Origin of the sequence: Caulobacter sp. 602-1, from assembly GCF_003931565.1 — a bacterium.
In the GTDB taxonomy this organism is placed as follows: domain Bacteria; phylum Pseudomonadota; class Alphaproteobacteria; order Caulobacterales; family Caulobacteraceae; genus Caulobacter.
The window spans coordinates 918,538-925,202 of record NZ_RRYI01000002.1 but is presented as its reverse complement, the minus strand read 5'-3'; the positions used below and the strand labels follow the sequence as shown (position 1 = coordinate 925,202).

At 68.7% G+C, this 6,665-nt stretch carries 7 protein-coding genes and 2 tRNA genes; 3 read left to right on the top strand and 6 right to left on the bottom strand.

What is annotated here, in order from left to right:
- The 3 genes from EIK80_RS08960 to EIK80_RS08950 form a co-directional block, all read right to left on the bottom strand.
- The coding region (locus tag EIK80_RS08960) for a GTP-binding protein (protein ID WP_148099114.1) at positions 1-116 on the bottom strand (116 nt) is incomplete at its 3' end.
- Between the two features lie 52 nt (positions 117-168).
- Positions 169-242: transfer RNA gene (locus EIK80_RS08955), tRNA-Gly, on the bottom strand.
- A gap of 107 nt (positions 243-349) precedes the next feature.
- Positions 350-435, bottom strand: a tRNA-Tyr gene (locus EIK80_RS08950).
- Positions 436-608: 173 nt separating this feature from the next.
- Between EIK80_RS08950 and rlmB the strand changes: the two genes are divergently transcribed.
- The 3 genes from rlmB (at position 609) to EIK80_RS08935 (ending at position 4,033) form a co-directional block, all read left to right on the top strand.
- Entirely contained in the window at positions 609-1,445 is an 837-nt protein-coding gene (gene rlmB, locus EIK80_RS08945; protein ID WP_125156606.1) for a 23S rRNA (guanosine(2251)-2'-O)-methyltransferase RlmB, read from the top strand.
- A gap of 107 nt (positions 1,446-1,552) precedes the next feature.
- Positions 1,553-3,175, top strand: a complete 1,623-nt coding sequence (locus EIK80_RS08940; RefSeq protein ID WP_233586496.1) for a stalk-specific protein X — start codon at positions 1,553-1,555, stop codon at positions 3,173-3,175.
- A gap of 120 nt (positions 3,176-3,295) precedes the next feature.
- On the top strand, positions 3,296-4,033 hold the full coding sequence (locus EIK80_RS08935; RefSeq protein WP_125156604.1) for a TerC family protein: 738 nt from the start codon (positions 3,296-3,298) through the stop codon (positions 4,031-4,033).
- Between the two features lie 14 nt (positions 4,034-4,047).
- On the opposite strand, the gene EIK80_RS08930 is transcribed toward EIK80_RS08935, so the two are convergent.
- Genes EIK80_RS08930 through EIK80_RS08920 form a run of 3 tightly spaced genes read right to left on the bottom strand, consistent with a single transcriptional unit; the run spans position 4,048 to position 6,601 of the window.
- Positions 4,048-4,473: a hypothetical protein gene (locus EIK80_RS08930; RefSeq protein ID WP_125156603.1), complete on the bottom strand. Its 426-nt coding sequence runs from the start codon at positions 4,471-4,473 to the stop codon at positions 4,048-4,050.
- Positions 4,470-5,480: a phosphotransferase family protein gene (locus tag EIK80_RS08925; protein ID WP_125156656.1), complete on the bottom strand. Its 1,011-nt coding sequence runs from the start codon at positions 5,478-5,480 to the stop codon at positions 4,470-4,472. Before EIK80_RS08925 ends, EIK80_RS08930 begins: the two co-directional genes overlap by 4 nt.
- Before the next feature lie 14 nt (positions 5,481-5,494).
- Positions 5,495-6,601, bottom strand: coding sequence for a hypothetical protein (locus EIK80_RS08920; protein ID WP_125156602.1), 1,107 nt, complete (start codon positions 6,599-6,601; stop codon positions 5,495-5,497).
- Positions 6,602-6,665: the final 64 nt, after the last annotated feature.

Here is a 6,665-nt window from a genome sequence, read left to right as displayed (position 1 = left end):
GACTTCGCCAGCGTGATCGTGATCGCCGCCGTCAGCGTCGTCTTGCCATGGTCAACGTGACCGATGGTGCCGATGTTGCAGTGCGGCTTAGTGCGTTCGAACTTTTCCTTGGCCATCGTCTCTACCTTCGCGCCGGCGGGTGTTGTTGGGGTAACTCATATGGGGAGCTGGAGCGGGTAGCGGGAATCGAACCCGCATCCTCAGCTTGGAAGGCTGCTGCACTACCATTGTGCTATACCCGCCTTATCACCCAAGCGTGGGCTAGCGGGGTCGCGATCGGCTCCCGGTCTCTGGCTCTGGGACCCATCTTGCCTTCAGGACGCGCCCGTCTCGGAACTCGTCGCGTGCATGGTGGGGGAAGCAGGACTCGAACCTGCGAAGGCGTACGCCAGGGGATTTACAGTCCCCCCCCTTTGCCACTCGGGACATTCCCCCAAGCACGCGACGGAGTTCCGAAGCCGGCGGCCTTTAGCCGGTTCGACGCACAACGGCAAGCCGTTGAACTTCGAACTGGAACAAAAGCTTCTTTGGACGGTGACGGACGATGCTAAGAGCAGCGCCGGCCGGCCTAGAAACCCTTGGGGCCCCAAATCGGAGCGCGTCTTATAGTGTCCTCTCATTCCGAACGCAACGACCGGAAACGTCCTTCTGCACCCGGACGCGATTTTCGTTCCAAGCCCCGGAATAAAAACGAGTTTTCTCGCGGGCAAGGTGACGCAAAGGACTGGATTTGGGGAACCCACGCCGTCGAGGCGGCGCTTTCCAACCCGCTGCGACCGGCGCCGAAGCGCCTTCTGGCGACCGCGGACCGCGCCAAGCGACTCGCCCCCGATTTCCAGAAACTGGCCTGCCTCCAGGTGATGGAGGGCCAGGAGATCGCCAAGCACCTGCCACAGGGCGCCGTGCACCAGGGCCTGGCCCTGAAGATCGACGAGGCCGAGTCCCTGTCGATCGCCGAGATGGGCGCGCCGGCCAAGGGCCTGCTGGTCATGCTGGATCAGATCACCGACCCGCAGAACATCGGCGCCATCTTCCGCTCGGCCGCCGCCTTCGGCGCCAGGGGCGTGATCCTGCAGGATCGCCACGCCCCGGTGCTCTCCGGCGTCCTGGCCAAGACCGCCGTGGGCGCGGTGGACAAGGTCGCGCACGCGCGCGTGGTCAATCTGTCCCGCGCCCTGGAGGAACTGGCCGACATGGGCTGGCGGGCCGTGGCCCTGGCCGGCGAGGCCGAGGAGAGCCTGGAGGCGGTGCTCGACCACCAGCCCACGGTCCTCGTGCTGGGGTCGGAAGGCGAAGGCGTCCGTCGTCTCGTCGCGGAACATTGCGACGCCTTGGGAAAGATCCCGATGCCGGGCGGTTTCGAAAGCCTGAACGTCTCGGCCGCGGCCGCCATCGCGCTCTATGAAGCCTCGAAAGTTCGCGCGCGGGACGAAACTGTTTCGTGAATCCCTCTTAACCGTTTTGATTTCGTCGCAGGCACGTGCTCTTCTCGCGAACAATGGTCCGCGAGCGCTTGCTCGCGGAGGAGTTAGACATGGGATCGGGGGACCCGATGTTTGGACGTAAGGTACGCTTGGCCGCCTTGGCCACCACGGCGGTCGGCGTTCTGATGCTCGCCGGCTGCAGCGCCGGCGACCAGGTGAGCTCGGCGCCGCCGCCCAGCGATCGCCAGGATGCGACGACGCCGCCGGAGCTGATGGGCGCTGCGCCGCCGCCGAGCGCCGACGAGGCCCAGGACGGCCTGCTGGGCGGTCCGAGCCAGGCTCAGGCCCAGGCTCGCGCCGACGCCAGCGTGGATTCGAGCCCGCTGCCGCCGCCTTCGCGCAATTCGCATCTGAAGACCTGGCGCCGCCCGGACGGAACGCTGGTCACGGCCATGCGCCCGATCGCCAATCCGAAAGGCTCCAGCCGCCACGACTACAGGCCGCGTCGCGTCCACGCGACCCTTCCGGCCGCCACGACGGCGCACGCGGCGTCGAAGCCGACGCCCAAGCCGATGGTCCTCGCCAAGCCGGTGACCCCCAGGACGGTCGCCCCGGCGCCCGCGCCGGTCCAGGCCGCCAAGCCGGTCATGCCCGCCGCGCCGCTGGCCAGGCCGCCCGTCGTGGCCGCCAAGCCGGTGGCTCCGCCCGTTCCCGCGAAGCCGGCGACCAAGCTCGAGAAACTGCAGGCCGTCGTCGCGCCCGCCGCCACCAATGGCGCGGTCCTGGCCGCCGGCGAGAGCCTGGGCAAGAACCAGCCCGGCCAGGTGACCCTGTCGCTGCCGGCAACGCTGGGCGACCTGATCAAGCAGGAAGCCGCCAAGCTGGGCCTGACCAAGGCCGCCAAGAAGACCAGCGCCTATGCCGAGCTCTCGGGCGAAGGCTATGAAGTCACCCCGAACGGCCGCCAGACGGCGGTCGTCAAGCCGGGCGAGCCGACCACCTTCGCCTGGCAGGTCAAGCCGGGTCCGGAGGCCAAGGGCCAGCTGACGTCGCGGTTCGGCCTCGAACTGAACGGCGGCAAGACCCCGCAGGGCTTCTCGCTGGGCGAGATCAGCAAGCGCGTCGCCGCTCTGCCGGAACAGGCCAAGAAGGGCATGGGCAAGCTCGACCTGGGCGGCCTGAATGGCGACATCACGCTGCCGGGCTTCGGCCCGACGCCGATCAAGACGGTCCTGGGCGCCGCCTTGGTGCTGCTGGCCATGATCATCCTGGTCGGCGTATCGCGCAGCGCTTCGGCGGCCCGCCGCCGCGCCGAGCGTCAGCGCAAGTACCGCACCCTGACCGACTACGGCCGCAACGAGATGGAGTTCGAGCAGGAGCAGCACGCCCCGGCCTCGACCCACGTCTCGCACGTCAACCCGTTCCTGGCTGCGGCCGGCGGCGCGGCGGCGGGCGCGGCGGTCGCCTCGGCGGTCTCCTCGCACCATGACGACCGCGGTCATGGCCATGACGATCACGGCCAAGATCACGCCAGCCATGGCTACGACGCCCATGCTCACGAAGACCATGGCCCGGCGGCGCAGGACGGCCAAGACCACGACCCGCACGCCGAGGCTCACCCCGAGCCGCACGCGCCGGCCGAGCATGTGTCCTACGTGAACCCGATGGTCGCCGCCGCCTCCGCCCATCCGGCCAGCCATGACGAGCAGGCTCAGAGCGTCCACCACAAGGAACCCGAGCACGCCCACTAGGGCCAGCGCGGAACGAAAAGGCGACGCCCCGGATCGACGGTCCGGGGCGTTGTCGCATTTGCGGTCGACAGCTCCCTTTTGCGCCTTGCATCCCCGCGCGCGTCGCCGCATTGAGGATACATGTTCGAAACGCTGACGGCCCATCTGGGCGGCCTGCAAGGCCCGCTGACCGCCTTGCTGCAAGTGCTGATGATCGACCTGGTCCTGGCCGGTGACAACGCCGTGGCCGTGGGCCTGGCCGCAGGCGGCCTACCCGCCAAGGAGCGCAAGAAGGTCATATTGTATGGCCTGGGCGCGGCGGTTGTTCTTCGCATCACCTTCGCCCTGATCACCACCTGGCTGCTGGGCGTCATCGGCCTGCTGCTGGCCGGCGGCTTCCTGTTGCTGTGGGTCTGCTGGAAGATGTGGCGCGAGCTGCGCGAGCAGGCGGCCGAGGCCGACGCCATGGCCTGCGTCGATGGCGATCCGAACACCGAGCCGCGCGTCGCCCGCCAGCCCAAGTCGTTCAAGCAGGCTTTCCTGCAGGTCCTGATCGCCGACGTCTCGATGTCGCTGGACAACGTGCTGGCCGTGGCCGGCGCGGCGCGCGAACACCCCGGCATCCTGATCTTCGGCCTGCTGCTGTCGATCGCCCTGATGGGCCTGGCCGCCAGCGCTATCGCCAACCTGCTGCACAAGCACCGCTGGATCGGCTTCATCGGCCTGGCGATCGTGCTCTACGTCGCCGTGCACATGATCTGGGAAGGCCACCGCAGCGTGGTCATGGACCTGAACCAGACGGCCGCCTACAACGCCGCCGCCCCGGCGCCGCTAGACATCAAGCCGGACGAGCTGGCCCAGCACAACAAGCACAAATAGGGCGAGAATCACGGTCAGCGCGCCGGCAGGGGCGGCAGATCCAGCCGTCGAAGGTCGGCCATCCTGACATAGAGCCGCAGGATCGCGTGGTGGCGGACCGTGTCGTCCCGCGCCTCGACCGCCTCGTGCAGGCCGATCAGCGCCGTCCGCAGCGCCGCGTTGACACGGTCGAGCGACGAGACGGTCACCTCCTCCGTGAACGGAAGACCCGCGACGTCCAGCCCATAGTCGGCCGCCGCCTCGGTCAGGGTCGCGCGGATCAGGGCGTTCTCCTCGACCCGCGCCGCCACGCCGCGCTCGGCTTCCTGAGCCGCCAGCAACGACAGCAGCGCCACAAGCCCGACCTTGCCGGCCATGAACTCGCCCTGCTGCTCGGGCGGCCCGGGATCGGCCATGCACATGAAGTTGCCGACCAGGATGTCGGGCAGGCTTGGAGTCATGACAGGTCCTCCAGACGCAGCATCGCGGCGGCCAGGATCTGGTCGTGCCGTCGGGCGGTGTACCAGCCCGACACCGCCAGGATCGGCTCCTTGAAACCGCCGTCACGATATTCCTTGGCCGCCGAGGTCCAGATCGCCTGGCCCTTCACGGCGGCGAACAACGACCACCAGGCCAGGGCCGCCTCATCGACCGCGAGGCCGCTGGCTTTCGACCAGATGGTCAGGGCCTCGTCGCGCGGAATCATCGCGGCGACGGTCGTCGTGTCGAAGGGGTTCCAGAGCGGGTCGATGGCCCAGGCAAGGTCTTCCAGCGGGTCGCCCAGATGGACCATCTCCCAGTCCAGCACCGCCAGGATGCGGCCGTCCGGGGCGTGCAGGAAATTGCCGCCGCGATAGTCGCCGTGCACCACCCGCACGGCGCTGGGCGGCGGTGGCGGCTTGCGGCGCAAGAGCCGGATGGCGGCGCGGACGATCGGTTGCGGATGCTGCTCGTCGGCCTCGATCACGCCGGCCCAGTGATCGACGGCGATCCGCCAGCAGTCTCCGGGCGCCGGGGTCTCGGCGGCCTTCGCCAACGGCAGGTCGGCGGGATCGGCGCCGGCGATACGGCCCAGGATGTCGAAGAACGCCTCGCCGACCACCCGCGCGTGAGCGCCGTAGGGCATGACCGTGAACGGCGAGACCACCGTCCCGCCCTCGATCCGCTCCATGATGAAGAACGGCCGCTCCAGTTCCGCGCCCTCGACGTCCATCGCCACGGGACGCGGCGCGGGCACGCGATCGTGGAAACTCTCCAGGGCCAGGTATTCCAGGCCGCGGTCGGTCTCGATCAGGCTGCCGGGCGGGTCACGGCGCAGGATCAGGGGCCGGACCGCGCCGCCGACGTGGGCGGCGAAACGATAGGTCTCGCGGCTTGCTCCGCCGGGGATGCGCGACAGGTCGGCGACCTTGACCGGCTGGCCCCAGATGCGGGTGAGATACGCCTCCAGGCGCTCGGCCAAACTCATCGTGAGGGGGCCGCTCAAGGCGCCATGTCCAGGATCGAGGCGAAGCCCGAGGTCGCGTGCGGACCGATGGCCAGCTGCTCGAAGACGCCCCTGCCCTTCCGCGTCTTTCCCGCGCCGTCGACATAGGTCACGTCGCTGAGCGCCTGGACATGCAGCAGATGCGGCATCTTTCGGTCGAGCTCGGCGGCGGCGAAGTCCTCGCGCTCGACCTTCAGCGCGCCGTGGTTCAGGCCATGGCCCCAGACGGGGTGGCCGTATCCCAGACCCAGCATGAAGAACTCGGTCTTGGGTTCGATCGTCACCGCGCCATCGGCGCCGAAATCGAGGGTCGCGGCGGCCGCGTGGCGCGTGCCGCTCTTCCACTCGATAGCGCATGACGCCCGCGCGAAGCCGCCAAAGTCATCCTCCCGGCCGCCGTCCTCCAGCCAGAGCGCGCGGCGGTTCCAGGGCCGGCCCAGGTCGTCGTCATTGGTGTGGAAGAAGAGGCTTCCATCCGCGAAGTTGCACGGCGCCCACAGCCAGAAGAACTGCGGCGGGACCGGCGGCGCCAGCTCCTGCGGGTCGCGCGTCCCGACGGGGCGGACGCCCCACGACCGATCGCGCGTGCCGACGAAACCGTCGATGCCGGTCCGTACGCCGTCGACCTCGATCCAGCCGCTGTAGCGACCGTTCTGGGTCAAGCGGGTGTAGTCCAGCAGCGTGCGCGGTCCGTTGCGACGCACGAAGCGCGGCTCCTCGATCGGGAAGGATCGGCCCTCGAAGACGATCTCGGCGGCGATCCCCTGCTCCTGGGCGGTCACGGTCAGCTTCAGGCGCCGCAGCGGCTCGAGGACTTCGATGGCGATCGGCCCGACCGTCAGGTCCATCCGCTCCATCTTCAGCCAGCGGCTGGCGTGCAGATTGACCTGCCTGCCCTCCTTCATCACGCAGAAGGCCGCGTCAGCGATGTTGAGGTGCGGATAGACGCCGAATGCGGCGGCGAAGAACAGGTCGGAGCCGTCGCCCTGAGCGGCGTAGCCGTTGAAGAAGTAGCGGTCGTAGAAGTTCCGATCCGTCCCGGCATAGGCCACGGGCTCGGGCGTCTGATGGATCGGGTAATCGTCGCCCCAGGTGAGCGCCATGCCGTCCTCCCTTCTGGACGCGCGAACGCTCTGACTGCTTACGAAGTCGGCTTCGCTTTACGTC